The sequence below is a fragment of the Nannocystis exedens genome, assembly GCF_002343915.1.
GTDB lineage: Bacteria > Myxococcota_A > Polyangia > Nannocystales > Nannocystaceae > Nannocystis > Nannocystis exedens.
Genome location: NZ_NETK01000001.1, coordinates 5,116,372 through 5,140,920, shown reverse-complemented (window position 1 = coordinate 5,140,920; position 24,549 = coordinate 5,116,372). Strand labels below are relative to the sequence as shown.

The following is a 24,549-nucleotide window of genomic DNA, read 5'->3' as shown; positions in this document are numbered from 1 at the left end:
GGGGGGCGCGCTGGGGCACTCTCCCGGGCCATGTCTCTTGCACCCCGCCGTCTCCGCCTGAGCGCCAGCCTGACCCTCGCGCTCGCCGCCGCCGTCCCCGGCTGTCTCAAAGTACCGGTCGGCGACGTCGACGCCCCCGGCGGCAAGGAGGGCTCCCCGGCCGAGGCCAAGGCGGTCATCGACCGCTACGTCGCCGCGCTCGGCGGGGAGGAGGCCCTGCGCAAGATCGCCCAGCGCACCGTCGAGGCGCGCATGACCTTCCTGCCGGAGACCGGCTGCACCGAGAAGGACGAGAACTGCCGCACCGCCGAGACGGTCGGCACCTTCACCTTGCAGTCGACCGCCGACCAGCGGCTCTACCGGCGCACCGTCATCGACAAGCAGATCGAGGAGGAGGGCTACGACGGCAAGACCGGCTGGCAGTTCCGCCGCGGCTTCCTCGTGCTCGAGGACGAGGACGAGTCGGTCATCACCCGCGAGGACGCCGCGCTGCACTGGTACTTCGACTTCGACAAGCGGGGCATCGAGCTCGCGCTCGAGAAGCCGCGCGACAAGGACTTCGACGGCAACGCGCGCACCCTCGACGGCGTGCGCTGGTCGAGCAAGGGCGACCTCATCCCGCCGAAGACGCAGTGGTACGACCGCAAGACCGGCCTGCTCGCCGAGGAGCTGCTCGAGGACGACAAGGCCGAGCCGCCGATCAGCCAGCACATCATTTACGACGACTACCGCCAGATCGACGGCGTCCTCGTCCCGCACAAGATCCGCCTCGTCAACAAGTTCGGCGACCGCACCCAGGAGGTCGTGTTCGTGACCCAGCGGGTCGACCACGCCCCGATCAAGCCCGAGGTGTTCCAGGTCCCCAAGGTCCCGCCGCCGGAGAAGGCCAAGGACGAGAAGCTCGTCGCCCTGGCCAAGGCCCGCGAGTTCGCCGCCGCCGAGCCCAAGAACCTCGACGCCCAGGTCGCCCTCGCCCGCGCGCTGTGGGCCGCCTCGCACTTCGACGAGGCCGCCGACGCCGCCCAGGTCGCGCTCAAGCTCCAGCCCAAGGAGGCCGAGGCGCTGTGGATCCTCGCGCGCGCGCGCGTGCTGCAGGGCCGCTTCAAGGAGGCCCTGCCGATCCTCGACCGCGCCGGCAAGGCCGGCGTGCGCGACGTCCTCGTCCACGCCCAGCGGGCCTGGATCGCCAGCCACCAGCGCGACTTCTCGGCCGTGGCCGACGCCCTCGACCACCTCGGCGAGGCCAACGCCCAGCTCGCCGGTCGCTACCGCAACTTCGCGGGCAAGCCGCTGCAGGTCAGCTTCAAGGGCAACGGCTGCACCGCCGAGCTGCCGATCGCCACCGAGGGCACCGTCACCTTCGTCGACGTCCAGATCGGCGAGGAGAAGGTGCGCGCGCTGGTCGACACCGGCGCGGCCGACGTCATCCTCGACGGCGACATCGCGGCCAAGCTGAAGATCCCGGTCCGCTCGAAGTCGCGGCTCGGCGGCGAGGGCGGGCCCGAGATCGGCCACGGCCAGATCGACGCGCTCACCGTCGGCAACGCCACGATCGCGGGGATCCCCGTCGACGTGTTCCCGCACCAGGTCCTCGAGCAGATGACCGGAGGCGTCGGCGCCGCGCCGCAGGCGGTCCTCGGGGCCCGCGTGCTCGAGCTGTTCCAGGTCAGCTTCGACCTGCCGAACAACAAGCTCGTGCTCGTCAACCCGATCCCCAAGTGCAAGTCGGCCCTCGCCTCGTACCGCACCGGCAGCGGCGCCCCGTTCTACCTCCACGAGACGCACTTCCTGTACGTGCTCGGGGCGATGAACGGCGCCGAGGGCCTGTTCCTCGTCAACACCGGCATGCAGGGCGTCGCCATCACCGCCACCACCAAGGCGTTCGCCCGCGCCGGCATCGGCGCCCCGCCGCTGCGCCGCAACGAGGCCGCCCTCGTCGACGTCGCCGAGTTCACGATCGGCAACGCCTTCAAGGCCCTCGGCCTGCGCGGCGCCTACGGCTACTTCGAGCAGAGCGAGAGCAGCGACCAGTTCCGCATCGACGGCATGCTCGGCCTCGATTTCGTCGGCCGCGGCCGGCTCACCATCGATTACCCCGAGCGCAAGCTCTACTTCGCCGCGCCCCCCGCCGAGGCGGCCGGCCCCGCCGCCGCTGCGGCCCCGGCCGCCCCGGCGAAGGGCAAGTGACTCCGTGCCTGCCCGATCAGACATGCGCGAAAGCGCAGCCGCTCACGGGCTCTGCGCATATCCGGAAGCACCGCCTCGGAGCTCTCCGACTGACCTACCTCGAGCGCCACGCCGCGCTCGCCTCACCTTCACTTTAGAACATGTCCGAAGCACCATCTGACGATCGCGTCGGCTACCTCGCCGCCTGGGGCCTCCTCGGCGACGTCTGGGTCGAGCGGCCCTACGTCGAGGTCGACGGCCGGGGCGTCATCGTCCGCACCGCCGCCGGGCTGCCGGCGGACGCGCCGACGGTCGTTCACGACCTCGGCCGGCGGCTCCTCTACCCCGGCCTCGTCAACGCTCACAGCCACGCCTTTCAGCGGGCGATCCGCGGCGGCACGCAGCGGCGCGGCGAGGGCGATCCGTCCAGCTTTTGGAGCTGGCGCGAGGCGATGTACCGCGTCGCCAGCCGCCTCGGGCCCGACGAGGTCTACGCCGTCACGCGCCGCTGCTACGCCGAGATGCTGCGCGCCGGGGTCACCTGCGTCGGCGAGTTTCACTACCTGCACCACGCGCCCGACGGCACCCCCTACGCCGACCCGAACGAGCTGTCGCGGCAGGTCTTGCGCGCCGGCGCCGAGGTCGGGATCCGCGTGGTCCTGCTCGAGGTCTACTACGCGCGCGCCGGCGCCGGTCGCCCGCCGCTGGCCGAGCAGCGCCGATTCTGCGACGGCACCGTCGAGCGCTACCTCGCCCGCGTCGACACCTTGCGCGGCGAGGGCCACGCCGTCGGCCTCGCCCCGCACAGCGTGCGAGCCGTCCCGCTCGCCGCGCTGTCCGAGCTCGCCGACTACGCCCGCGCCCACGACCTCGTGATCCACGCCCACGTCTCCGAGCAGGGCCGCGAGAACGAGGAGTGCCGCGCCGAGCACGGCCGCAGCCCGACCGAGGTGTTCGCCGAGGCCGGCTGCCTCGCGCGACCCGGCAGCTTCACCGCCGTCCACGCGATCCACCTCGAGGACCGCGACCACGACCTGCTCGCCGGTCACAACGTCTGCGCCTGCCCCACCACCGAGGCCGACCTCGGCGACGGGATCATCCCCGCCCCGCGGCACCGCCAGCACCGCACCGGCCTCGCCCTCGGCAGCGACAGCAACGCCGTGATCGATCTCGTCCAGGAGGCCCGCCTGCTCGAGATGCACGAGCGTCTGCGCGCGCAGGCGCGCCTGTGCCTCGCCGGCCCGGACCCGGTCGCCCGCACCCTCCTCGACATCGCCACCCTCGGAGGCGCACGCGCCCTCGGGCGCCCCGAGCTCGGCCGCCTCGCCCCCGGGAACCCCTTCGACGCCTGCGCCGCGGACCTCGACCACCCCCACCTCGCCGATCTGCCGGACGATCAGGCGCACGAAGCCCTGTGGCTGTCGGGCACCGCGGCGGCCATCGATCGGGTGTTCGTCGGCGGCGTACGACGGCGCTAGATCTCGGGCCAGGCAGCCACCGATCGAGGCGTGCGCCAGGCCTGCCACCGGGCGCTGCGGCGACCATCGGCCGGGGTGTTCGGTCCGCGGCGTACGACGGCGCTAGACCCCCACTGCCGGCGGTGCTACGCCCGCACGGTGCGTCCCCTCCTCGTCCTCGTCCTCGCGTGCGTCGCCTGCACGAGCGCGACCGAGAAGTCGCGCGAGGCGTGGGACAAGGCGGTCAGCGGTCGCGGCGGGTCGAGCAAGGGCGCGGGCGGCAGCGGCGGCGGTCGCGGCAGCACCCGCGGCAACGGTCCGCGGGACAACTGGCAGGCGCTGGCGCAGTTCACCACCGACGCCAGCGAGACGCTGTCCGGCGGCTCGACCACCGTCTCGGTCCCGCGGCTGGCCAAGCAGATGTGCAGCGAGGTGCCGGAGGCTCTCTCGGAGGACCCCCCGCCCGACGCCGTCCGGTGCGCGCCCAGGTCCCCGTTCGCGGCGCTCGGCCACGAGCTCGAGCTCGAGCTCGGCCGTGACAGCACGATCGGCCTGGTCGCCCGCGACCTGTCCGATCAGGACAGCGGCGAACTGGTCCGTCAGGCCATGCAGCGGCTGCGCGGCATCTGTCGCGAGCCGTGGGTCTCCGCCAGCCGCGCGGACAACGCTCTCGCCGATTTCCATCGCTGCCCGACCGCCACCGGCGCGGAGGTCGTGGTCGGCCGCTTCCCGACCAACCTGGCCGCGGGCCAGTGGCACTTCTCGCTGGCTGTACTCGGCCCGGGCTAATATCCTCCCGCCACCCTATGGACACCCTCTCCACCGCGCCCACGAGCCACGGCGGGCTGATCTTCCCGCTCGACATGTTCCGACCGACGGTGCTTGCGGCCGTGATCGCCGAGCTGTTGCTCGGCAAGGTCCGCAACATCCTCGACGCGACGCTCGAGATCTCCCGGCACCCGACGTCGCCGCTGGCGCTGGCGCGGATCCGCGGAAGCGTCGTCGGTGACGATCCGGCCGAGTTCTGGCGCACCAACCCCGACATCGCGCTGGCCGCCAGCCAGGCGGTGCCGCGGCAGTGCTTCGTCTACTACGTGCGCACCGGCCCCAACCGCCGCGAGGGCTTTCTGGTCGCCCAGCGGGGCCAGGCGCTGGCGGCCGACGACAGCGACCGCGACGCCACGGGCCAGCACTGGCCGGTCACGCGTCTCGTCGATCAGCTGCGGATCTCCGTCGGCGACCTCGCCAACGGCTTCCCCGGCGGGCCTCGCATCGAGCTGTCGCTGATGGAGCCGACCGGCAACGACCAGAACCTGCTGATGACGCTGGTCGGCCAGCCGCCCGGCGGCGACGCCGGGGAGGAGGACCTCGACGACATGGGCGAGGAGCCGTCGCCCCCGCCGCCCCCCTCGCGCGGCGGTGGTCTCACGCAGGGCTTCTCGGCCCCGCCGCCGAGCTCTGCCGGCGCCCCGGGAGCGGCGAGTCAGCCGGCCAAGGCGCCCGCCAAGGGGCCGCAGATCAGCGCCGCCGAGGACGCCAAGCGCCGCGCCAGCGAGCGGGCGGCCGAACTGCAGGAGCTGCAGGCGCGCAGCGAGAGCGCCGCCAAGTCGCTGAAGTACGTCGAGGACGAGCGCGGCCTCGTGGTCCTGGTCCCGGTCGAGCTGTCGGAGACCTCGGTGCTGAGCAACTACATGGTGCCGGTGGTCGAGAGCTCGCTGCCCGACGGCTTGCCGGGCTCGCTGCTGAAGACCCTCACCGGTCGCTCGATCGACTTCGCCGTCAAGGTCGAGTTCTTCAGCGAGGTGTTCGTCGACGCCCAGCCGCTGAACCGCCCGAAGTTCGAGGAGCGGGCCCGAGAGATCGATCTCGGCGGCACGAAGGTCAAGGCGCTCGAGGTGCTGGCCCCGCGCCTCGGCGTCGGCACGCTGCTGCGCCTCGGCAGCACCAACGTGTTCGTCTCGCGCCGCCCCGACGCGCCGCTGCCGGCGGAGCAGTTGCTCTCGCTGCTGAAGAGCTGAGCCGGTTCGCCCGGGCACGCGAATCGGCGCGGCCGGTTCGCGTGTTCGCTGGAGTATCCAGGGGCGCGCAGCGCTGCCAGCGAGCCGCGCGGCGGACGTCGACCTCTCGCTCGCGGTTGCTCCGCCGGCTCGGGGTCGCGACGGAGTTCGCGGAGAGTCGCGCTCTCGAGGCTGTCGCTCCGCCTCACGCGCTCATCCTGTGATTCGCGCCGCGACGAGCGCCGCGCTCTCGAGGCTGGTCGCTCCGCCTCATCCGCTCCCCGCAGCCAGTGCATCCTGTGATTCGCGCCGCGACGAGAGCCGCGCTCTCGAGGCTGGTCGCTCCGCCTCATGCGCTCCCCGCAGCCAGTGCATCCTGTGATGCGCGCCGCGACGAGCGCCGCGCTCTCGAGGCTGGTCGCTCCGCGAGCTGGCGTCGCCAACCTCGTCTGAGCGCTCCCCCTTTCGACCTCGCGTCGCTTCGCTTCGGTCTCGCCGGCGCGCGGCCGGTCGTTGCGAGCTGCGGACGCAGCGAAAGCGCGCGCCGTGGCCCCGCACGAGGGCGCATCTGCTTCGCGGAGATCGCCTCTTGCGTATGCATCGGAGGCTCGCGCTCGCGCGAGGGCGTGGGCACGTCGGGCACGCTCGCGCACGGGTGCTGCCCTTTGCACTCGCGCGACGCGTTCGCGGCGCGGCAAGAGATCGCCTCGTCGTGGCCTCGTGCTCGAGAATGTTGCCTGCGAGATCGCAGGCGAAGCGATCTCCGGTCGCGACAACGGCACCGTCCCGGGGGAGGGAAGCGGTGCCGTGTGCGCTGGATGGGCCGAGGAAAATTCACTGGCGACAAAGGGCATCGCCTCCCGGAGGGAGGAGCGATGCCAAGTCGCCGCGGATGTTCACGCGGAGAGGTGGGTCTTGAGGCTCGACAGGATCGCCTCTTCGCGGGCGGCGACCGTGGTGTCGGCCGGGTCGCTGAGCTTGTCGCGGATCAGCGCCTCGAGGATCGCCATGCGCTCCGGATGCGGCGGCAAGTGCTGGGCGAGGCCCAGCTTGCGGCTGGCGAGCACCTTGAGGAAGGGTTCGATCTTGCGGATCTCCTGGGCGATCCGCATCGTCGCTTCTTTGCCCTCGCCTCGGCGGATTTGGAACTTCGGGGCGCAGCGTTCGACCGCTGCGACCAGGTCGCGGGCCAGGTCGACATCGACCTGATCTTCGACTCCGAAGCTGGCCACGACGATGGGTCGGCTCTGCGCCTTCTTGTTCCCCTCGCCGGACCACCACACGTTGTGCGCGATGGACAGGTAGGTCCTGCGCGACTCACCACATCGGACTTTGTTTCTCCGCAGATACATAGGGATAATCCTTCCTCAGGCAATCCAAGGTTGCGTGCGTGACCCCGGCATCAGGCCGGCACCGTTTTGGACGCAGGTGCCGGGCAAACCTTCAACCTTGTCCCCGTGGTCTGTGCCCCTGTTTGCCTGCATCCCGAGGCCCCCTGTGCCCACGAACACAAGGCTAGCGTTTGCGCCAGAGGGTCGCCAGAGATTTCCGACTGCTGCAGCCAAATTGCTCAATTTCTTTGGGTTTTTTCACGCGTTTTGGGGCAGTGCGCGACTCCCGCGGCGCGTGATACCTGGGCCCACACGCCTGGTGGCTCTAGAATTCGCAGTTCCGCGGCGTCCGCGGGAAGGGGATGACGTCGCGGATGTTCTCCATGCCCGTCACGTACATGACGAGGCGTTCGAAGCCGAGGCCGAAGCCCGAGTGGGGCGCCGTGCCGAAACGACGGGTGTCGAGGTACCAGCCGTAGTGCTCCGGGTTCAGGTTCATCGAGCGGATCGCGGCCATCAGCACGTCGAGCCGCTCCTCGCGCTGTGAGCCGCCGATGAGCTCGCCGATCTTCGGCACCAGCAGGTCCATCGCCGCGACGGTCTTTCCGTCGTCGTTGCGGCGCATGTAGAACGCCTTGATCTCGGTCGGGTAGTCGGTGACGAAGACCGGGCGTCCGACCACCGTCTCGGTCAGGTAGCGCTCGTGCTCCGCCTGCAGGTTGGCGCCCCAGTGGACCGGGAACTCGAACTTCTGGCCCGAGGCCTCGAGGCGGCGCACCGCTTCGGTGTAGGTCATGCGCTCGAAGCTCGACTCGAGCACGTGCTGCAGGCGGGCGACGAGGCCCTGATCGATCTGCTTGTTGAAGAACGCGAGGTCGTCGGCGCAGCGCTCGAGCGCCGTGCGCATGAGGTGCTTGACGAACGCCTCCGCCAGGGTCGTGTTGTCGTCGAGGTCGTACCACGCCATCTCCGGCTCGATCATCCAGAACTCGGCGGCGTGACGGGCGGTGTTCGAGTTCTCGGCGCGGAAGGTCGGGCCGAACGTGTAGATGTCGGACAGGCCGAGCGCGAAGGTCTCGCCATTGAGCTGGCCCGACACGGTGAGGAAGCTCGAGCGGGCGAAGAAGTCCTCGTGCCAGTCGACCGCGCCCTCGGGGGTGCGCGGCGGCTTGTCGACGTCGAGGGTGGTGACGCGGAACATCTCGCCGGCGCCTTCGGCGTCGGAGCCGGTGATGATCGGCGTGTGTACGTACACGAAGCCGCGCTGCTGGAAGAACTCGTGGACGGCCTGGGCGAGGGCGCTGCGGACGCGGAAGACGGCGCCGAAGGTGTTGGTGCGGGCGCGCAGGTGGGCGATCTCGCGCAAGAATTCGAAGCTGTGGCGCTTCTTCTGCAGCGGGAAGCTCGAGTCGGCGAGGCCGACGACCGTCACCTCGGCGGCCTTGAGCTCGACGCGCTGGCCGGCCGCGGGGGAGGCGATGACCTCGCCGACGACCTCGACCGCGCTGCCGGTCGTCAGCTTGCGCAGCTGCTCGTAGTTGGCGAGCTCCGGATTGACCACGACCTGGAGGCTGGCGAAGCAGGAGCCGTCGTTGAGCTCGATGAACACGACTTGCTTGCTGTCCCGGACGGTGCGGGCCCAGCCCTTGACGCGCACACCGGCGCGTGGGGGCTCGAGCCGGAGCACGTCCACGATCTTGGTCCGTGGAGTCTGCATGGCGGCCACGAGCGTAGAACCGCTGGCCCTTGGTTCGCAAGTGCGGTACAGCGACGCCGCGCGCATGACCGCAGCCTTCGATCCGCCTGGCAGCGCCCCGAATTCGGTCGGGCCGTCGCTCTCTACCTCGCCGCCGACCTGGCTGCCGATCCAGGAGCGCTTCGTCTCGCTGCAAGGTGAGGGCACGCTCGTCGGCGTCCCGAGCTCGTTCGTCCGCGTGTCGGGCTGCAACCTCCGCTGCGCGTGGTGCGACTCGCCGGCCACCTCCTGGGCGCCCTCTGGCCGACGCACCGAGCTGGCCGAGCTGGTCGCCTTCTGCGCCGCCGGGCCGCGCCACGTCGTCCTCACCGGCGGCGAGCCGCTCCTGTTCGCCGGGGTCGCCGCGCTCAGCCGTTGGCTGCGCGAGGCCGGGCACCACATCACCGTCGAGACCGCCGGCACCGTGTGGCTCGACGGACTCGCCTGCGACCTGCTGTCGCTGAGCCCGAAGCTGCGCCACAGCACGCCGTGGGACCGCGACCCGGCGCAGGCCGAGCGGCACGAGCGCGCGCGGCTCAACGTGCCGGTGCTCGCGCGGCTGATGGCGAGCTTCCCGTGGCAGCTCAAGTTCGTCGTCCGCGCCGACGCCGGCGCCGCCGACGTCGCCGAGGTCGAGGCGCTGCTGCGCGAGCTCGCGGTCCCCGACGATCAGCGCAGCCGGGTGCTGCTGATGCCCGAGTGCACCGACAGCGAGGCCCTGCGCGCGGCTTATCGCGCGCTGCTGCCGATCTGCGTCGAGCGCGGGTTTCGCCTCGGCGAGCGGCTCCACATCCACATGTTCGGTCACACGCCCGGCACCTGAGCTGGCGGCGCGCGGACGGGGTAAAAGTAGGCCGTGCTCTACTCCTGGCTCAAGGCGTTCCACATCATCGGCTTCGTCGCGTGGTTCGCCGGGCTCTTCTACATCTTCCGGCTGTACGTCTATCACGTCGAGAACCGCGACAAGCCGGAGATCACCCAGCTGCTCGCGACCATGGAGCGGCGGCTGTTCCGCGGGATCTGCTGGCCGGCGATGATCTTCACCGCGACCTTCGGGATCGCCCTGTTCGTGCAGATGCCCGGCTTCTACATGGCCCAGGGGTGGTTCCACGCCAAGCTGCTCGGGCTCCTGCTACTCGTCGGTTATCACCTGTACTGCGGCAAGGTCCGCAAGGACCTCGCGGCCGGGCGCTACAACCTGACCTCGCGGCAATGTCGGCTGCTCAACGAGGTGCCGCTGGTCCCGCTGTTCCTCATCGTCATCATGGTCGTCGTGAAGCCGCACTTCGGCGGCTGAGCGCGGCCGGCCGCCCGTTTGCGCTCGCGCGCCCCGGCGCAACGCGGCCCCGGTTTTTTGCTATCCTGCCGAGGATGGCCACGCTGCCCCGCCGCGCGTCCTGTCGCCTGCTGGCGCTGGCGGCGTACGCGTGGCTGCCCGCCTGCGGCGACGTCGACGCGTCGTGCGCCGCGCTGAGCGAGGAGGGCCTGCTGGTCACCGCGTACATCGACCACAACGGCAAGCAGGCGCGCACGGAGATCGAAGTGAAGCGGGTCGAGGACGACGCGAGCCTGGCGCTGGCGCTGTGCAAGCGCAGCTCGATCAGCGTCGACGGCACGACGGCCACGCGCGTGCGCCGACCCAGCGGCTCCTACGTGTACAAGGTCGACGGGGTCGACAAGGCCAAGGGGGGCGGCGCCGTGACGCACGAGCTGCGGCTCGTCGACGACGACTACGAGGCGACCTACCGCGTCTCCGTCGAGGCGCCGGCGTTCGAGATCACCGCGCCCAAGGCGGGCGCCGAGCTGCCGCGCACGCAGGCGTTCGACGTCGCGTGGACGCCGGCGCGGCCCGAGGCGACGATCGTCGCGCGCATCGACGACGCCATCGACGGCGTCGCCTGCCTGGCCGAGCCGATCGTGCTCGAGCTGCCCGACGAGGGCGCGGCGCAGGTGGCCCAGGGGCAGCTCAAGACCGGGCTGAACCGGCCCGAGCCGTGCAGCGCGACGCTCCGCCTGTCGCGGGTGGCCACCGGTGCGCTCGAGCCCGCGAACGGCACCTCCCGACTCCACGCCGACAGCCGCGCCGCGGTCGCGACCTGGCGCGAGCTCAAGTTCACGTCTGACCCTTGAGACATCCCCCATGAAACTGCCATCCAAAGGCGTCCTGATCCGGATCTGCATCTACGTGCCGCTGCTCGCGTTCTTCGGCTGGCGGGCCTGCGAGAAGTACCAGGAGGAGCAGCGGATCGAGCAGGAGCAGAAGGCCGCGCCGGAGATCGAGGGCCGCAAGCACACCTTCACGCTGCCCGACGGCAAGTCGGTCGAGGTCGTCGAGATCTCCGAGGACCAGGCGCGGCAGCTGGGGTTCGACCCCAGCAAGAGCGGGCCGCCGAGCAAGGCCGAAGCGCCCGCGAAGACGGCCGACGCGGAGGAGTCCAAATCGCCCCCGCCGGCCCCGACACCGGCGAATTGACCGCCTCTGCGCGATCGCGTAACCCTCACGGGCCATGGACCAGAAGGACTTCTTCAAGCGGTCGGCCAAGGCGCTCGAGCACATCGACGCCGGCCTCGGCGGGCTCGAGCTCGAGGAGCTCGACGTCCAGCTCGCCGGCGACGTGCTCACGCTCGCGTTCAAGGACGGCGCCCGCTTCGTCATCAACGCCCACAGCGCGGCCGGCCAGATCTGGATGGCCGCCGGCACCACCGCGTGGCACTTCGACTTCGTGCCCGAGCAGGGCAAGTGGATCGCGCGCAAGACCGACGAGGAGTTGATGACGACGGTCGCGCGTGTGGTCGGCGCCAAGCTCGGGACCGAGGTGTCCCTCTGACCAGGTGAGCGCGTGCGCGAGGTCCGACCTTCCTCGGCGGCATGGGGCCTGTTCGCGGCGTTCGCGGCCGCGTGCTCGCAGATCACGTCGGAGACGGAGATCCGCACGACCGTCCGCCCCGACGCGCAGCCGCTGGTGAACGAGACGAAGGTGGTGGCGACCGCGGTCGAGGCGCGCTGGTCGCAGCGCGGGCGCATCCTCGAGGTCGAGCTCCGCGAGCTCCGCTCGTGCCGGACGGTGGCCCACCTGGCCGCGCGACAGGAGGAGCGGATCGTCCGCAAGCCCGACGCGATGATCTACTTCGAGTACGGGCTGGCCGCGGTGGCGCTCGGGGTGTCGGCGCTGGCGTTCGCGCGACCCGAGCTGTTCGCGGCCGAGGCGGCGTACGACGAGGAGCGCATGCAGTACATCCGCGACCCGAAGACCGGCCGCCGCGTCGGCGGGGTGTTCACGGCGGTGGGCGTGGGGCTGTTGACGGCGGGGATCGTCGACAGCGTGCGCGCGCGCGACCGGGTGCGGGTCAGCGACACGGTGGCGCTGCGCGAGGGCCCGGTGCAGCCGTGCGATCCGCCCTCGGGACCGGCCAGCGGCCGCGCGGTCGAGCTGGTGATCGGCGACCGTGTGCTCGGCGGCAACGCCGACGCCGATGGCCGCGTCCGCTTCTCGTTGCCGGCGGAGAACGAGCTGTCCCCGGAGACAGATGCTTCGCCGCGCGCGCTGGCGGCGACGCTGCGGGTCGGGTTCGCGGGGGCGCTGCCGATCTCGCTGGTGGCCCCGTACGCGCACACGGCGGAGGCGCCGCACACGGGCACGGCCCAGTCGGGGCCGCAATGACGACGACGCTCGCTGCTCGTTGGGGTGAGTTCATGCCGCGGAGCCGCGGCCCGAGCGAGCTGCGGAGGATGCCGACGCTCGATGTTCGCTCGAATGAGTTCACAACGCCGCGGAGCCGCGGTCCGAGCGACCTGCCGAGGATGCCGACGCTCGATGTTCGCTCGAATGGGTTCACAAAGCCGCGAGGCCGCGCGGGCGACCTGCCGAGGATGCCGACGCTCGATGTTCGCTCGACTGGGTTTGCAAAACCGCGACGCCGCGCGGGCGACCTGCCGAGGATGCCGACGCTCGATGTTCGCTCGACTGGGTTTGCAAAGCCGCGACGCCGCGCGGGCGACCTGCGGATGGCGCCGCCGACGATCGACGTTCGCCCGGGTCGGCGCGAGCACGAGGTCGCTGCACGGGGCCGCGGCGCAACGAGAGCGAGGTGCCCGTGACGGCGCTGGCCTACGTCGGGCTCGGCAGCAACCTCGGCGACCGGCTGGCGACGCTGCGCGCGGCCGCCGAGGAGCTGCGCGCAGGGGTGATCCCGGCGACCGAGCTGCTGCGCTGCTCGCCGGTGTTCGAGACCCGGCCGCTGGGGCCGTCGCTGCACCCGTTCCTCAACGCCGTGGTCGAGCTGCGGACGGGGCTGGCGCCGGAGTCGCTGCTGACCGAGCTGCTCGCGCTCGAGGCGCGACACGGGCGGACCCGGCGCGAGCGCTGGGAGGCGCGCACGCTCGACCTCGACCTGCTGGTCGTGACCGAGGACGGCCGCTCGCTGCGGGTCGACACCGGCCGGCTGGTGCTGCCCCACCCCGAGCTGGCCCGCCGTGACTTCGTGCTGGCCCCGCTGGCCGCGCTGCGCCCGGACCTGCGCCCGGCGGGCGGCGCCACGGCGGCCGAGCTGCTGGCCGCGCTCCCGCCGGCGGACCGCACGATCCTCGCGCACGACGGCCCCTCGCTGTGCTAGCTTCCCCGCGCCCAGGCGGATAGCTCAGCGGTAGAGCGGCGCCCTTACAAGGCGCGGGTCGCAGGTTCGAACCCTGTTCCGCCTATCCCAGCACGAAGGGGCCGAGCGCGCCGACGCCTCGGCCCCGTCGTGCTGTCCATTCGCGCATGTGCTTGCGACAATGTCTTTAAAGACACTGTCTCGGGGACATGTGCGTGAGGACATCCAAAACAAAGAGGCCGAGCGCGGCGCTCGGCCTCTATTTATCGAAGAGTCGCCCGGAGGGGCGCGCCGTCACGGGCAGGGGAAGATCGCGTCGAGGGCGGCGATGCCCTTGGCGACATCCTCGGGGCCGGGGTTCTCGGCGGTCCACAGGCCGGTGAGGGCGGCGGCGGCGGCGGCGTCGCGCTCCTCGGCCTCGCGGTCGAGCACGGGGCCGGCGACCTGCAGGAAGGCCCATAGGGCCTGGGTCTCGGCGCTGCTGCACGCGGCGTCGACGTACTTCTGCATGTGGTCGCGGACGATCACGGCGTAGCCGCGGTGGAGGCCCTGGTCGAGCTGCTCCCAGCCCTGCTCGAACAGGTCCTGCTGCTCGGTGGGCAGCTCGTCGAGCAGCGGGTAGTTGCCCATGTCCTGGGCGATGTCACGCCAGCAGCGGGCGGCCATGATGCCGTCGTGGATCCGCTCGTGGGCGTTGCCGCTGAGCGCCTGGACCTCGGCGCCCATGCCGATCGGGCCGTCGATCGGCTCGCCGCCGGTGTAGTAGGCCCAGGCCGAGTCGCAGTCCTTCGGCGCGACCGTGGCGCAGGTGTTGGCCTCCTTGTACACCGAGAGGTAGAGGAACCAGAGCAGGCCGCCGTGGATCCGCGCGGCGTGGATGTTGGGGTCGCCCTCGCCGGCCTGGCCGGCGGCGAACGCCTCGTCGACGATCGGCTTCATCGCCGCCGGGCCGACGCAGCGCTCGGGGTACTTGGCCGCCAGCGCCTCGACGGTGCACTGCTTGTCGGCGTCGACCTGCGGGTCCCACTCGTTCTCGGGGATCGGCGGGTAGTGCAGGTCCTCGCGGCGGACCAGGCGCGACTCGAGGCCCTCGGGCAGGACGTACTCGTTGCGCGCGGCGGTGAAGTCGTCGCTGGTCGGGTCGGCCTTGCGCCACAGCAGGTCGGCGATGTTCTCGTAGGCGACGATGCGGGCGATCGTGCTCGGGGGGCTGTCGACGAGCGTGTACGGGCCCATGTCGGACACGCAGGCCGGCCACTCGTCGTCGGCCGAGTTGTTCTCGCGCGGCCGGTAGTCGCTGGCGAGCGGCTCACAGCCGGACTCGTCGATCGCCGGGATGTCGATGCCGTCGCAGGCGCCCTCGGTGGTGGTGCCCGGGTCGGTCGTCCCCGTCGGCTCGTCGGTGGTCCCGGTCGGCGTGTCCGTCGTCCCGGTCGGCGTGTCCGTCGTCGGCCCGGCGGTGGTCTCGGTGTCCGTGCCGTCGGTCTCGGTGCCCGGGGTGTCGGTGGTCGGGTCGGTCGTCGGCGAATCGGTGGTGCTCGGGTCCTCGGCCGGACAGGCCGTGAGCGCCACCAGAGCGGTGCAAAGGGCTAAATTTCTCATGATGGGGTAACTCTCGCTGTGGGTTACCCGCGACGGTACCCACGCCAGTACCCCCGGCCTACGGCATTTCCCCGCGGTCGGTTTCAGGGGGGATCCACCCTGCGCGAAAGCCGTTCTGGGCGGCCCCCACGCGGGGTCCAGCACCGGCCCGAACGTCCTCAGGCGTCGGGCGAGACGAGACCGATCCGGATCGCGTGGCGCACGAGGCCAGCGACGTGGTGTACGTCGAGTTTGGCCATGATCCGGCCGCGGTGGCCCTCGACCGTCTTCACGCTGAGACTGAGCTGGCGCGCGATTTCCGGGCTCGAGCGGCCCTCGGCGACGAGCTGGAGGATCTCGCGTTCGCGGTTGGTGAGGGCGTCTCCCGGCTGCGGTTCGCGCCCGCCGGGCCGCGCGTCGCGCCGCGAGTCGTGGAGGACGATCTTGGCGATCGACGGGCTGAAGAAGGCGTCGCCGTGCGAGACGGCCTGGATCGCGGCGACGAGGTCGGACAGGCCGGAGCCCTTGAGCAGGTAGCCGCTGGCGCCGGCGCGGATGGCGGGGCGGACGTACTCCTCGCCCGAGTGCATCGACAGGATGAGCACCTGCGTGGCGGGGAAGTCCTTGCGGATCGCTCGCGTGGCGTCGACGCCGTTCAGCTCGGGCATGCCGAGGTCCATGATCGCGACGTCGGGCTTGTGCGTGGCGACGGCCTCGACCGCGGCGCGCCCGTCAGCGACCTCGGCCACGACCTCGATGTCGTCGCGCACGTCGAGCAGCGCGCGCAGGCCCTCGCGGACGATCGTGTGGTCTTCGGCGAGGACGACCCGGATGGTCTTCTTGGTGCTCACGCTCGGACTGTATCACGCGACGACGACGGCCGAGTCGTCGCCATCGTCGCTCAGGGCCCGCCGCGGCAGCTCGACATGGATGGCGGTGCCGGCCCCGGGGGCGGTGTCGATGCGGAGGTTGCCGCCGAGCAGCTCGACGCGCTCTCGCATGCCGACGAGCCCGCGGCCGCCGCTGCCCTCGCCGCGCTCGCCGGGGACAAACCCTCGCCCGTTGTCGCGGACCTCCAGCACGATGTGCGCGGGCTCGACCCTCAGGACGACCCGCAACTCGTTGGCCCCAGCGTGGCGCGCGGCGTTGGTCAGCGCCTCCTGGGTCACCCGGTAGCACACGCTCTCGAGCGCGGCGGACAGCCCGCCGTCGGGGACCTCGAGCTCCCGCGAGATCTCGAGGTCCTCGCGTTCGAAGTCGTCGCACAGCCGCTCGATCGCGGCGACCAGGCCGACGTCGTCGAGGATCGCCGGGCCCAGCATGCTGACGGCGCGGCGGATCTCCTCGAGCGTCGCGTCGACGATCGTCAGCGTGCGCGCGGCCATCTTCGCCACCTTGCTGTCGGGCTCGGCGAGCTGGACCATGAGCTGGAGGTTGATGCGGATCGCCGTGAGCGCCTGGCCGGCGGAGTCGTGGAGCTCGCGGGCGATGACGCGCCGCTCGGCCTCCTGCAGCAGCACGGCGCGGGCCGACAGCTCGCGCAGGCGGCCCTCCTTCTGCCGCAGCTGCTCGTAGGCCTCGCCGAGCTGCGACGAGCGCTCGGCGACCTGCTGCTCGAGCGTCTGGTTGAAGCGGGCCAGCGCGGCCTGGCTCTGTTCGATGCGGCGTTCGGCGCGGGTGATCGCGCCGAGCGGGATGAAGTAGAGCAGGCCGGCGAGACCGACGCCGAGCAGGCCGAACGGTCCGAGCAGCAGGAGGGCGGCGGCGCGGGCCTCGGCGAGGCTGACGGCGACCCACGCGTGGCCGACGACCTCCTCGTTGAGGACGATCGGCGCGGCCTCCCAGGCGAGCGGACCGCTGGCGGCGGGGCTGGTGATCGACCCGGTGTCGAGCGGGATCCGCACGCCCGAGCGGTCGGCGATCTCGATGCGCGCGGCCCCGGCGTTGTCGACGTAGGCCCGCAGGTGCGCCAGCAGCTTGCCGGCGTCGTAGCGCCACAGCACCGGCCGCTCCTGCACCTCGCGCGCGACCGCGTCGGCCGCCTGCACCGCGGTCGCCCGCGCCTGCTCGCGCAGGCCCCGGGCCTGCAGCGCGGCGTAGGCCAGCGGCGCCGAGGCCGACACCAGCACGAGCAGCAGCACCACGAGCGGCAGCATGCGCGCCGACAGGTAGCGGCGCAGGCCGACCTTGCCCGAAAGAGCATGTCCTTCGGGTACTGTCTTTTCAGACATTGTCTCCCTCCGGCGCCGGGGGGCGCGCCGCAGGCTGCCTGGCATATGGCCCGAACGGCATGTCCCATGCGCCATGCAGGACTGCTCGCCCCTGCCCGGAGCGCGGGGCTCGAGCGCCGCGAGGCGCGGGCGTGCCCGAGGTGCCGAGTCCGCTGGACGTGTCCGTTCGGACACATCCCATCACACCGGCTCGATCGCCGCGACGAGCGGGCGTGCACGGGGCGTCGGCCCGCATGCCCCTGCGGACCTGTCCCATCTCACCTGCGCGAGCGGTCATTGGACCTCCGGCAGCGGGACGTCGCCGTGGTCCTCGTCATCGCCCCTGCGACATGCAGGGCTGCTGGCCGCCTTCGGGAGGCGGGGCGCCCGAGCGCCGCGACGCGCGGGCGAGCGCGAGGCGTCGGCATGCATGCCTCTTCGAACATGTCCCATCGCACCTGTGCGAGCGGTCACTGGACCTCCGGCAGCGGGATGTAGCCGTGGGCCTTCATCAGCGCGCGGCCCTCGTCGGAGTGGGCGAAGCGGATGAAGTCGGCGGCGAGGCCGGTCGGGGCCTCGAGGGCGGCGAACGACAGGTCCTTGAAGAACGGGTAGCGGCCCGACTGGACGCTGGCCTCGCTGGCGGCGTAGCCGTCGAGCTCGAGCGCGCGGAGGGGCAGGCGCTGGAGGCTGATCGCGCCGGCGTCGAGCAGGCCGACGGCGCCGGGGGTGATCGCCAGCGCCTCCTGCATCGCCCGGTCGTGGAGGACGACGCGCCAGCGGTGCTCGCGGTAGGCGGCCTCGTCCGCGGCGGCGAAGGCCGGGAGCGCGGCGGCGACGGCGAGGTGGCCGGAGTCGCCGCGCTCCCGCTGGAGCACGGTGATCGGCGCGCCGTCCGACCAGCGGGTCTTGCGGCCGGCGAAGATGTCGGCGAGCTCGTCGGTGGTGATCGCGGTGTCGGGGACCGACAAATTGACGGCGACGACCACCGGCACGCGGGCGTAGGGGATCGCGTCGACGCCGAGCTGCACCTCGCGCTCCTTGAGCGGGCGGGAGATGAGGCCGAGGTCGACGACGTCGTCGTAGACCGCCATGACGCCGCCCGAGGAGCCGATGCTCTCGAACACGACGATGTGCGCGTCGGGGGACCGGGCGACGAACGCGTCGGCCAGCGCGCGCGTCAGCGGGATGTTGCTGCCCGAGCCGGCCAGGTGCAGCACGCCGTGCGGCCGCGGGGTCGAGCGCTGGTAGAGCAGCGAGTTCTTCGGGACATGTCCCTCGAGGAAGGGAGGGTCGCTCGAGCCGGCCAGCAGCGGGGCGACGAACACGGCGGCGAGGATCGCCACGCCGGCGACGCCGAGCAGCACCGCGGCCCACAGGGCGGCGAGCGACGCGGAGGCGCGCGGGTCGTCGGCGGTCTCGGCCATGGCGACGGTGTACTCCAATTAGAAGCCGACCTCGATCAGCACGTTGAGCCCCCGGCCCGGGCCGTTGATGCTGGAGCCGTGGTAGCGGTAGGCGGCGTTGGTGACGTTCTCGAGCACGAGGACGACCAGCGCGTGCGGCTGCAGGCGGTAGCCGGCGCGCAGGTCGAGGACGGCGAAGCCGGGGGTCCCGCCCTGAGGGATCCGCTGGTCGTTCTTGTCGGTCTCGGTGAGGCGCGCCTGCGGCCGGGCCCAGCGCAGGGCGGTGCTGGCGAAGAAGCCGAGGCGGTGGCGCCAGTTGATCTCGACGGTGCCGTTGAGCGGGGGGATCCGCGACAGCGGCACGCGCACGGGGTCGAGGCCGGGCACGGGGTTGGGGCCGTCGCCCCAGGTGTAGGCCGCGGTCGCGCGCATGCCGAAGCCCCTGGGCAGAAACAGCCGCACGGCGCCGTCGACCCCGCGGATGTGGCTGGTGCCGGCGATGTTGGCCAGCGTGACGTTGTAGACCGCCGCGCCGCAGACCACGTCCTCCGGCGGGCACTGGTCGCGATCGAAGCGGACCCGCGTGATCAGGCGATCGATCCACGACTGGAACGCGAACAGCTGCAGCTCGACCCGCGGGCGCTCGATCTTGAAACCTGTCTCCAAGGACAGGGCGCGCTCCGGCCGGAGGTTGGGGTTCTCGTACTGCTGGCCGGCCCCGGTGGCCTGGCGGCTGGTGAGGTCGTCGAGGTTGGGCGCGCGGAAGCCCTGGTCGAGGTTGGTGATCCAGCGGACCCCGTCGACGAGGCGCACGGCGACCCCCCCGCCGGCGACGCCGCCGCCCCAGGTCTGGTCGATCGGCCGCCGGCCGATCATCGGGTCGAGGTCGCCCGGCGCCTTGGCGACGACCAGCGAGCCGCGGCCGCCGGCGCGCAGCTCGACGCGGTCGAACAGGCCGAGCCGCGCCTCGGTCCACACGCCCGAGGTCAAGTAGCGGCTGCCGCTGGCGTACTGCGAGGTCGCGGTGGTGGTGATGCCGACGTCGAGGAAGGTGTTCCAGGCGTGGCTGCGCAGGGTGTCGAAGTAGGCGTCGAGGCCGTAGTGGACCTGGAGGTCGACGCCGCGGGCGAGGCGGAACTTCCTGGTGCCGATGTCGAGGCCGGTGCCGAGGGTGTAGACCTCGTCGCGGCCGATGATGCGGTAGGTCGAGTCGGGGCCGCGGTCGAACCGGCGCCGCTCGTGCTGGTGCTGGTAGCTGACGGTCCAGCGCACCGTCTCGGCCGCGGCCGGGCCGTCATGCACGTCGTAGGCGCCGTAGACGAGGGTGCGGAACTGTTCGTCGTAGGTCAGGCACTCGCTCTGCGGCGCGGTGACGGGCGGGCAGCGGTCGGTGCGAGGGGCGTCGAACTGGCGGTAGTCGTAGTAGCCGAGGGTGAGGCGGTGCTTGTCGTTGACCTGATAGACGAGCCGCGCGTCGGCGGTGAACTCGCGGAAGCCGGTGCCGCGCTGGGTGACGCCGTCGGCGGCGAACAGCGGCGACTTGACGGGCTGACCTGTACTCGGGGACAGCAGCTTGCCGCCGGCGCGCAAGAGCCCGACGTCGCGGTAGCCGACGCCGCCGAACAGGCCGATCTTGCCCTTGTAGCCGACGTCGAGCTGGGCCCGCCCGCCGATCTCGCCGTCGGCGGTGCCGGTGCGCATCATCGCCTTCGAGTGGCCGTACCAGCCGCGCGGGCCGCCGAGCTCGAGCGAGGGGTCGATCGGGGTCGCCAGCAGGGCCCCGCCCATCGCGTCCGAGCCGTAACGCGTCGACGAGGCGCCGCGCAGCACCTCGAGCTTCTGCAGGGTGCGCGAGTCGATGGTGAAGAAGTACTGGTTGGGGCCGTAGCGGAAGGTGCTGTTGTTGAGGCGGATGCCGTCGAACATCATCACCGTCTGCTGGCCGGTCAGGCCGCGCACGAACGGCGAACCCTGGCCGTGCGCGGTCTGCTGGACGTACACGCCCGGCTCGAAGCGCAGCGCGTCCGGGGCCGAGCGCGGCAGCCGCTCCTCGAGGTCGCGCCGGGTGACGACGCTGGCCGCCCGCGTGTCGTGAGTGACTTGCGCCCGGGTGTCGCGGACGGTGGTGCGGCCGACAGTGCGCGCCTGCTCGGCTGCCTCTCGGGTCAGCTTGGCCGGGGCGGGCGAAGCTGCGGAGGTCGCGGCGGTCGGGGCGCTCGGGCCCTCGGGGACAGGTCCTTTCGGACCTGTCTGTCGGGGCATGCCGCGAAGGACAGGTGCCGGCGCGGCCGCGGCCGGACGCGCCAGCGCCACGACGGCGGCGACGACGAGCCACGACGAACGGAGGGGGGACACCACCGGGCCGCGGATTGTCGCGCCGAGGTCCTGGCAGGGCAAACCCCCGGAATCGGAGCAGGTGGATCCACCTGATCGAGCGCGCCGCGGCGCGCGAACGGGCGCAGGAGCCGTGAATTCGCCGACAGGTGCGCGGCCGCCGGCAGCGCCGAGGCGCCTTCACCGGGCCGTGGGAAGATCGGCGAGTGCCAAACGCGCTTCGCCGGGCCGGCCGCCGTGCGGGCCAGCCGATCGGCGCTCGTCGATCGCGGGCGGCGCGGCAACCGACTCCGCGGCGAGCCGGAAGACCGAGGGCTCGTCGCCGCCGCGATGGACATATCCTCGAGGACAGGACGGTCGGGTGCTCATCGCTCGCCCGCGCGCCGGGTCACCGACTCCCGGCGAGGTCGTCGCCGCCGCGATGGCATGTCTCTTCGGACAGGACGTCCCGGCCCGCATCGCTCGCCCGCACCGCGGCTACCGACGCCGCAGGCGCTCTTCGCCGTGAGCCACATATCCCCGAGGACAGGTCCTTTGGGACACGTCCGAAGTCGGGCACGAGCGCAGTGCCGAGCGGCGCCGCTCGCCGTCGCCGCCTCAGGGCGATGGCTCGTCGCCGGGGAACGGCTTGCGCAGCTCGGCGAGCAGGGCGGCCTCGGGGGTGCCGGGGGCGGGCTCCTCGGCGTAGCCCCACTGCACGTGCGGCGGCAGCGACATGAGGATCGACTCGGTGCGCCCGCCGGTCTTGAGGCCGAACACGGTGCCGCGGTCGTAGAGGAGGTTGAACTCGACGTAGCGACCGCGGCGCAGCTCCTGCCAGCGGCGCTGATCGGGCCCGTAAGGCGTGGGCAGCCGCCGGCGCGCGATCGGCAGCCAGGCGTCGAGGAAGCGCATGCCGCCGTCGCGGATGAAGCGCAAGAGCGCGTCGTCGTGGCCGGGCCGGGTGGAGTCGACGAACAGGTGGTCGAAGAAGATCCCTCCGACCCCGCGCGACTCGCCGCGATGTTTCAAATAAAAGTAGCGATCGCACCAGTCGCTGAAGCGCGGGTAGTCGCCGATGCCGGGGTGCGCGTCGCAGAAGCGGCGCCACACGTCGTGGAAGTGCGCCTTGTCCTCGGCGAAGTAGTAGTACGGGGTCAAGTCGGCGCCGCCGCCGAACCACCGCCGCTCGCCCTGCTCGATGTAGCGGAAGTTGGCGTGCACCGTCGGCACGAACGGGTTCTTCGGGTGCAGCACGAGCGAGACGCCGGCGGCGAAGAAGTTGGCGCCGGTGCCGGCGAGCTGGCTGGCGAACTGCGGGTTGAGCTCGCCGAACACGGCCGAGGTGTTGACGCCGCCCTTCTCGATCACGTCGCCGCGGATCACCCGCGTGAGGCCGCCGCCGCCGCCGGGACGGTCCCAGGCGTCGCTGGCGAAGGTCCCGCTGCCCCCGGCCTCGCGCTCGAGCGCCTCGATGGCGGCGCAGATCGTCGACTGCACCTCGAGGACGGCGTCGTGCGCGCGGCGCTGAAATTCGGTGTGGAAACTGGTCGCGGACACCACGGCGCGAGTGTATGCCGCTCACGAGGCCCCACGCGCGCGCACGTTCTGCGGTAGGCTCACGCCCGTGGCGCCCGAACTCGCCGCCGAGATCCCGCTGTCGACCGAACGCCTCCGCCTGGCCGTGACCGGGCTCGGCGGGATCGCCGGCGCGCTGGTGCTTCCGATGCTGTCGTCGTGGCTCGGGTTGCTCATGCAACTGCTCGAGGGCGACCGCGGCGGCCTCGGCCCGCGCCCGCGCCTGTCGGGCCTGTCCGCGCTCAAGGCGCTGGCGCTCACGGTGCTGCTGGCGTTCATCGCCGTCAATTGGCAAAAAGCCGCCGGCGAGCTGCGACAGATGCAGGCCGAAGCGCCGATCCTCGGCTCGACGCTGGCGGGCTTCGGCGTCGGCCTGGTGTTCTGGGCGATCTACGCGCTGGGGATATCCTCGCTGCGCGCCGACTTCGAGCGCGCGCGCCTGAGTCGCCGGATCGGCGGCCTGCTGCGCTAACGCCGCGAGCGGGGTGCTGCGAGCAATTCACGCTCGTTCGGCACCATCGAGCCCGGCGACCGCCGTGTCGAGGTCGGCCAGGTAGATGTGCGACTCGCCGATCCGCGCGGCCAGCCGCGCGCGCACGCGCGACACCAGCGCCAGCGCCTCCTGCGTGCGCCCGAGCCGGCGCAGCAGCACCGCGTAGTTCTGCTGCACCATCGCCGCGCCGAGGTGGTCGGGCTCGTGGCGCAGCTCGATCACCTTCAGCGCCTCCAGGTCGTGGCGCTCCGACCCCGCGAGGTCGCCGGGCTCGAGGCCGTGCTCGGCGAGCTCGCGGCGGCGGAGCAGCACGTGCGCCGGGCGATCGCCCTGCAAGACAAGGCGCTCGACGCGGACGACCCGCGCCGCTTCGAGGCGCTGCTGTGCCTCGCCCTCGTGCTGCGCGAGCGCGAACCGGCCGAGGCCCTGGCGGTGGCGGAGCGGGCGCTGACGCTGCTGCCGGCCGCTCACCCGGGCCTGGAGCCCGCCGCCGAGCTGCACGAGACGCTGGCGATCGCCAGGGTCCGCAGCGGCGGCGACCGCAGCCAGGCGCGCGCGTCCGCCTGTCTGTCCGACCAGCTCCGTCGCCAGGCCGGCGACGCGTCGCCCGCCAGCCGCAAGCCGCTGGCGGCGTCGAAGCTGCTGACGCCGCCGTGCCCGTGAGGATGACGTGTCTCGGGGGGCATGAAGCTTTGGACATGACCCCATGGACATGCCCGAAAGTTCATGTCATTCGAGGCATCTCTGTGATCACGGCCGCAGGAAGCCGACCACCACCAGGGCGAGGCTCCACAGCACGCACTGCAGGTGGCCGGCGCCGGCGACGAGGAGGATGAAGCGGCGGCACTCGTCGCGCTGCTCGGCGTCGGCGCTGCCGAGCAGGGCGACGCTGCGGGCCACCAACGCCAGGGCCGGGGCCGCCAGCAGGGCGACGCCGACGGCGCCGAGGCCGGGCACGACGAGGCCGCCCATCAGGGCCGCCATCACCAGCAGCTCGAGGCTGTGGCGGCGCGCGACGAACTGGCCGCGGCGGACCGGGTAGCTGCGCTTGCCGGCCGCCCTGTCCGAAGGGACATCCGGCAGCGAGGTGAGGATGTTGCCGACCGCGCCGAGCAGGAACAGCGGCGCCAGCGCCAGCCACGGGAACGCCGCCAGCGAGCCGGCCTGGACGTAGAAGCCGAGCAGGGGCAGCACCACCCCGGTCCCCAGGCCCTGCACGACCTCGCCGCCGCCGCGGTACGCCAGGCGCAGCGGCGGGAAGTTGTAGATCCACACCAGCAGCGCCGCGGCGGCCACGAAGCCCGGGGTCCACGGGCGACATGACCCGAAGGCCAGGTAGAGCGAGAGCCCCAGCAGGCCGACCAGCGCCAGCCAGGCCGCGTCGCGCAGCTCGCCGGGGCGCAGGCGGCCGTCGGGCAGCACCCGCGAGCCGCCGGAGAACTCGTTGTAGGTGGTGTTGGCGGCGTCGGTGTCGCGGTCGGCGTAGTCGTTGCTGAACACGATCACCAGCAGCAGCAGCGCGGCGAACATGTGCGCCGCGTAGAGGGTGCCCAGCGAGAACGCGCCGGTGTAGGCGAAGGCCAGCGCCTGCCCGAGCCACAGCGGGACGACGAGGTTGACCTGGGCCAGCGGCCGGGACGCCTGCAGCCACGCGGCGGGGTCGAACATACGCGCCACGGTAGCACTGGT

At 72.1% G+C, this 24,549-nt stretch carries 23 protein-coding genes and 1 tRNA gene; 14 read left to right on the top strand and 10 right to left on the bottom strand.

The window, feature by feature from the left end:
- Positions 1-30 precede the first annotated feature (30 nt).
- The 4 genes from NAEX_RS20245 (at position 31) to NAEX_RS20230 (ending at position 5,641) form a co-directional block, all read left to right on the top strand.
- On the top strand, positions 31-2,187 hold the full coding sequence (locus NAEX_RS20245; RefSeq protein WP_096329128.1) for a pepsin/retropepsin-like aspartic protease family protein: 2,157 nt from the start codon (positions 31-33) through the stop codon (positions 2,185-2,187).
- Between the two features lie 140 nt (positions 2,188-2,327).
- Positions 2,328-3,644, top strand: a complete 1,317-nt coding sequence (locus NAEX_RS20240) for a formimidoylglutamate deiminase (protein ID WP_096329127.1) — start codon at positions 2,328-2,330, stop codon at positions 3,642-3,644.
- A gap of 138 nt (positions 3,645-3,782) precedes the next feature.
- Positions 3,783-4,412: a hypothetical protein gene (locus tag NAEX_RS20235; RefSeq protein ID WP_096329126.1), complete on the top strand. Its 630-nt coding sequence runs from the start codon at positions 3,783-3,785 to the stop codon at positions 4,410-4,412.
- A gap of 17 nt (positions 4,413-4,429) precedes the next feature.
- Positions 4,430-5,641 carry a hypothetical protein gene (locus NAEX_RS20230; RefSeq protein WP_096329125.1) on the top strand — a complete coding sequence of 404 codons (1,212 nt, stop codon included), beginning with the start codon at positions 4,430-4,432 and terminating at the stop codon, positions 5,639-5,641.
- A gap of 875 nt (positions 5,642-6,516) precedes the next feature.
- On the opposite strand, the gene NAEX_RS20225 is transcribed toward NAEX_RS20230, so the two are convergent.
- Positions 6,517-6,852: a hypothetical protein gene (locus NAEX_RS20225; RefSeq protein WP_143140446.1), complete on the bottom strand. Its 336-nt coding sequence runs from the start codon at positions 6,850-6,852 to the stop codon at positions 6,517-6,519.
- Positions 6,853-7,276: 424 nt separating this feature from the next.
- The gene (gene asnS / locus NAEX_RS20220; RefSeq protein WP_096329123.1) at positions 7,277-8,668 is read right to left on the bottom strand and encodes an asparagine--tRNA ligase; all 1,392 of its coding nucleotides are present in this window, start codon (positions 8,666-8,668) and stop codon (positions 7,277-7,279) included.
- 64 nt (positions 8,669-8,732) lie between these two features.
- On the opposite strand from asnS, the gene NAEX_RS20215 reads away from it, so the two are divergent.
- From NAEX_RS20215 to NAEX_RS20180, 8 genes are all read left to right on the top strand, one after another.
- Positions 8,733-9,509: a 7-carboxy-7-deazaguanine synthase QueE gene (locus NAEX_RS20215; RefSeq protein ID WP_211302437.1), complete on the top strand. Its 777-nt coding sequence runs from the start codon at positions 8,733-8,735 to the stop codon at positions 9,507-9,509.
- A gap of 33 nt (positions 9,510-9,542) precedes the next feature.
- Complete coding sequence (hemJ, locus tag NAEX_RS20210; protein ID WP_096329122.1) at positions 9,543-9,983, top strand: protoporphyrinogen oxidase HemJ; 441 nt, start codon at positions 9,543-9,545, stop codon at positions 9,981-9,983.
- Positions 9,984-10,057: 74 nt separating this feature from the next.
- Positions 10,058-10,816 carry a hypothetical protein gene (locus NAEX_RS20205; protein WP_096329121.1) on the top strand — a complete coding sequence of 253 codons (759 nt, stop codon included), beginning with the start codon at positions 10,058-10,060 and terminating at the stop codon, positions 10,814-10,816.
- 10 nt (positions 10,817-10,826) lie between these two features.
- Complete coding sequence (locus tag NAEX_RS20200; RefSeq protein WP_096329120.1) at positions 10,827-11,159, top strand: hypothetical protein; 333 nt, start codon at positions 10,827-10,829, stop codon at positions 11,157-11,159.
- A 34-nt stretch (positions 11,160-11,193) separates the two neighbouring features.
- A complete protein-coding gene (gene cyaY, locus NAEX_RS20195) occupies positions 11,194-11,514 on the top strand; it encodes an iron donor protein CyaY (RefSeq protein ID WP_096329119.1) in 321 nt (106 codons plus the stop codon).
- 12 nt (positions 11,515-11,526) lie between these two features.
- Positions 11,527-12,348, top strand: coding sequence for a hypothetical protein (locus NAEX_RS20190; RefSeq protein ID WP_096329118.1), 822 nt, complete (start codon positions 11,527-11,529; stop codon positions 12,346-12,348).
- 433 nt (positions 12,349-12,781) lie between these two features.
- Positions 12,782-13,300, top strand: a complete 519-nt coding sequence (gene folK, locus NAEX_RS20185) for a 2-amino-4-hydroxy-6-hydroxymethyldihydropteridine diphosphokinase (RefSeq protein WP_245913759.1) — start codon at positions 12,782-12,784, stop codon at positions 13,298-13,300.
- A 13-nt stretch (positions 13,301-13,313) separates the two neighbouring features.
- Positions 13,314-13,385: transfer RNA gene (locus NAEX_RS20180), tRNA-Val, on the top strand.
- A 188-nt stretch (positions 13,386-13,573) separates the two neighbouring features.
- On the opposite strand, the gene NAEX_RS20175 is transcribed toward NAEX_RS20180, so the two are convergent.
- The 6 genes from NAEX_RS20175 to hemF all read right to left on the bottom strand — a co-directional run bounded on the left by NAEX_RS20175 (position 13,574) and on the right by hemF (position 22,349).
- Positions 13,574-14,881, bottom strand: coding sequence for a hypothetical protein (locus NAEX_RS20175; protein ID WP_143140447.1), 1,308 nt, complete (start codon positions 14,879-14,881; stop codon positions 13,574-13,576).
- A 158-nt stretch (positions 14,882-15,039) separates the two neighbouring features.
- Positions 15,040-15,711, bottom strand: coding sequence for a response regulator (locus NAEX_RS20170; protein WP_096329116.1), 672 nt, complete (start codon positions 15,709-15,711; stop codon positions 15,040-15,042).
- Between the two features lie 12 nt (positions 15,712-15,723).
- Complete coding sequence (locus NAEX_RS20165; protein WP_170135860.1) at positions 15,724-17,091, bottom strand: ATP-binding protein; 1,368 nt, start codon at positions 17,089-17,091, stop codon at positions 15,724-15,726.
- Between the two features lie 449 nt (positions 17,092-17,540).
- Positions 17,541-18,497: a PstS family phosphate ABC transporter substrate-binding protein gene (locus NAEX_RS20160; protein ID WP_143140448.1), complete on the bottom strand. Its 957-nt coding sequence runs from the start codon at positions 18,495-18,497 to the stop codon at positions 17,541-17,543.
- A gap of 18 nt (positions 18,498-18,515) precedes the next feature.
- A complete protein-coding gene (locus NAEX_RS20155; protein WP_143140449.1) occupies positions 18,516-20,831 on the bottom strand; it encodes a TonB-dependent receptor in 2,316 nt (771 codons plus the stop codon).
- Between the two features lie 576 nt (positions 20,832-21,407).
- Positions 21,408-22,349, bottom strand: a complete 942-nt coding sequence (gene hemF, locus NAEX_RS20150) for an oxygen-dependent coproporphyrinogen oxidase (RefSeq protein ID WP_096333669.1) — start codon at positions 22,347-22,349, stop codon at positions 21,408-21,410.
- 67 nt (positions 22,350-22,416) lie between these two features.
- On the opposite strand from hemF, the gene NAEX_RS20145 reads away from it, so the two are divergent.
- Positions 22,417-22,839, top strand: coding sequence for a hypothetical protein (locus tag NAEX_RS20145; protein WP_096329112.1), 423 nt, complete (start codon positions 22,417-22,419; stop codon positions 22,837-22,839).
- A 27-nt stretch (positions 22,840-22,866) separates the two neighbouring features.
- Here NAEX_RS20145 and NAEX_RS20140 read toward each other — a convergent pair whose 3' ends face one another.
- On the bottom strand, positions 22,867-23,172 hold the full coding sequence (locus tag NAEX_RS20140; protein ID WP_096329111.1) for a tetratricopeptide repeat protein: 306 nt from the start codon (positions 23,170-23,172) through the stop codon (positions 22,867-22,869).
- On the opposite strand from NAEX_RS20140, the gene NAEX_RS50450 reads away from it, so the two are divergent.
- The gene (locus NAEX_RS50450; protein WP_170135859.1) at positions 23,140-23,523 is read left to right on the top strand and encodes a hypothetical protein; all 384 of its coding nucleotides are present in this window, start codon (positions 23,140-23,142) and stop codon (positions 23,521-23,523) included. The genes NAEX_RS20140 and NAEX_RS50450 overlap by 33 nt on opposite strands.
- Before the next feature lie 87 nt (positions 23,524-23,610).
- On the opposite strand, the gene NAEX_RS20130 is transcribed toward NAEX_RS50450, so the two are convergent.
- The gene (locus tag NAEX_RS20130) at positions 23,611-24,528 is read right to left on the bottom strand and encodes a prenyltransferase (protein ID WP_096329109.1); all 918 of its coding nucleotides are present in this window, start codon (positions 24,526-24,528) and stop codon (positions 23,611-23,613) included.
- Positions 24,529-24,549: the final 21 nt, after the last annotated feature.

Excerpts from the sequence above, each read along its gene's own strand:
- NAEX_RS20245 (WP_096329128.1), top strand. The coding sequence starts at position 31 with ATGTCTCTTGCACCCCGCCGTCTCCGCCTGAGCGCCAGCCTGACCCTC.
- NAEX_RS20240 (WP_096329127.1), top strand. The coding sequence starts at position 2,328 with ATGTCCGAAGCACCATCTGACGATCGCGTCGGCTACCTCGCCGCCTGG.
- NAEX_RS20230 (WP_096329125.1), top strand. The coding sequence starts at position 4,430 with ATGGACACCCTCTCCACCGCGCCCACGAGCCACGGCGGGCTGATCTTC.
- asnS (WP_096329123.1), bottom strand. The coding sequence starts at position 8,668 with ATGCAGACTCCACGGACCAAGATCGTGGACGTGCTCCGGCTCGAGCCC.
- NAEX_RS20215 (WP_211302437.1), top strand. The coding sequence starts at position 8,733 with ATGACCGCAGCCTTCGATCCGCCTGGCAGCGCCCCGAATTCGGTCGGG.
- NAEX_RS20205 (WP_096329121.1), top strand. The coding sequence starts at position 10,058 with ATGGCCACGCTGCCCCGCCGCGCGTCCTGTCGCCTGCTGGCGCTGGCG.
- NAEX_RS20200 (WP_096329120.1), top strand. The coding sequence starts at position 10,827 with ATGAAACTGCCATCCAAAGGCGTCCTGATCCGGATCTGCATCTACGTG.
- cyaY (WP_096329119.1), top strand. The coding sequence starts at position 11,194 with ATGGACCAGAAGGACTTCTTCAAGCGGTCGGCCAAGGCGCTCGAGCAC.
- NAEX_RS20175 (WP_143140447.1), bottom strand. The coding sequence starts at position 14,881 with ATGAGAAATTTAGCCCTTTGCACCGCTCTGGTGGCGCTCACGGCCTGT.
- NAEX_RS20165 (WP_170135860.1), bottom strand. The coding sequence starts at position 17,091 with ATGTCTGAAAAGACAGTACCCGAAGGACATGCTCTTTCGGGCAAGGTC.
- NAEX_RS20160 (WP_143140448.1), bottom strand. The coding sequence starts at position 18,497 with ATGGCCGAGACCGCCGACGACCCGCGCGCCTCCGCGTCGCTCGCCGCC.
- NAEX_RS20130 (WP_096329109.1), bottom strand. The coding sequence starts at position 24,528 with ATGTTCGACCCCGCCGCGTGGCTGCAGGCGTCCCGGCCGCTGGCCCAG.